The organism is Shigella sp. FC1967 (genome assembly GCF_001743005.1).
Taxonomy (GTDB): domain Bacteria; phylum Pseudomonadota; class Gammaproteobacteria; order Enterobacterales; family Enterobacteriaceae; genus Proteus.
Genome location: NZ_MIIZ01000952.1, coordinates 1 through 1,646 on the forward strand (window position 1 = coordinate 1; position 1,646 = coordinate 1,646).

2 protein-coding genes are annotated in these 1,646 nt (G+C 43.6%); both read right to left on the reverse strand.

All coding sequences use genetic code 11. The features are described 5' to 3' along the window. A partial coding sequence (murE, locus tag BHE89_RS16600; RefSeq protein ID WP_128860640.1) for a UDP-N-acetylmuramoyl-L-alanyl-D-glutamate--2,6-diaminopimelate ligase occupies window positions 1-1,134 on the reverse strand: 1,134 nt, incomplete at its 3' end. Continuing rightward, the coding region (locus BHE89_RS16605) for a penicillin-binding transpeptidase domain-containing protein (RefSeq protein ID WP_286146232.1) at window positions 1,121-1,646 on the reverse strand (526 nt) is incomplete at its 5' end. The genes BHE89_RS16605 and murE, both read right to left, overlap by 14 nt.

The following is a 1,646-nucleotide window of genomic DNA, read 5'->3' on the forward strand; positions in this document are numbered from 1 at the left end:
CCCCGTGCAGTGTAAACGAGCGGCTTGAAGTGCTTTCTCTAAAGCATCTGGGGTATGGGCATAATCGACAATAACTGTAGGGCGATTATCCGCACTAAAGACTTCCATGCGACCACAAACAGGGGTGAGTACAGATGAAGCATTAATCACAGCATTTAATGGGTATCCGAGTGCTAATAATGTGGCTAAAGCACATAAAAGATTACTAACATTAAAAGCCCCCATAAGTGGACTTTCAATTTCACCATCACCCCAGCTAGAACTAAAGTGAATCGTTGCACCCGCATCATGATAATGAATATGGGTTGTTTTAACGAATCGACCTTGCCAATTTTGTGGCAATTTATTTTCCATTGTCACAGCAACAGCATCAGGCAAACGTGATAACCATTTTTGACCAACGGTATCATCTGCATTAATGATTTTTTCCCCACTCTGATGGGTAGAAAATAGTAACCATTTTGCGTCTTCGTAGTTAGCCATATCACCGTGATAATCAAGATGATCACGACTCAAATTCGTAAAGACACTCGCCACAAAAGGCAATGCACTGACACGACCTTGAACTAAACCATGAGAAGAAACTTCCATCGCTGTCAATGTCGCGCCTTGATTTAATAATTGCTGTAACTCTAATTGAATATCAACGGCAGATCCTGTGGTGTTCATCGCAGGAACAACATGACCTAAAAGGCCGTTACCGACTGTTCCCATCACAGCACTTGTTTCACCTAAACCGTGTGCCCACTGTGCTAACAATTGTGTTGTTGTCGTTTTTCCGTTAGTCCCAGTAACACCAATCAGTTTCAGTTTTTCTGCAGGTTGATGATAAAAATGCCCCGCTAACTTTGACAACTCTGCATTGAGGTTATCAATATAAATCACAGGAATGCCGTGGCTTTCACGGATTTCACCATGCGTTGCAACATCTTGTGCTTCTGCTAATACTGCCGAAACACCTTGAGCAATTGCTTGAGGAATATAGCGTCTACCATCAGTTTCATGACCTTTAATGGCGATAAAAAGATCACCGCTCGCCGCTTTTCGGCTGTCGAGTGTCATGTCTTTGAGCATCAATGATGGTGCTTGTATCCCGAGTGCCCCTAATAGGTCACTTAAGTTAGGATCGGCCACTTGTATCCTCTTCTTTTTTAATCACAAATTCATTTTTATCGTCTGGCATCAATGCATCAGGTTCTACATTCATTGTTCGTAAAACCGCGCCCATGATTGTGCCAAACACCGGTGCAGATACTGCGCCTCCATAGTACTTACCTGCTTTAGGCTCATTGATTATCACAACCAATGCAAAGCGAGGACGACTTGCAGGTGCAACACCCGCTACATAAGAAATATACTGTTCAATATATTTACCGTCAGGCCCAACTTTTTTCGCCGTTCCTGTTTTAATCGCAACCCGATACCCTTTGATTGCCGCACTCACTCCCCCACCACCAGGTAATGCAACGCTTTCCATCATGTGTACGACGGTTTTCATCACCGGTTCAGGAAAGACTCGAGTTCCAGGTACAGGAGGGTCAACTTTCGTAATAGAAAGAGGTCGGTAAATACCAAAACTACCAATTGTTGCGTAGACACGCGCTAACTGTAACGGTGTTACCATTAGCCCATATCCGAATGAGAAG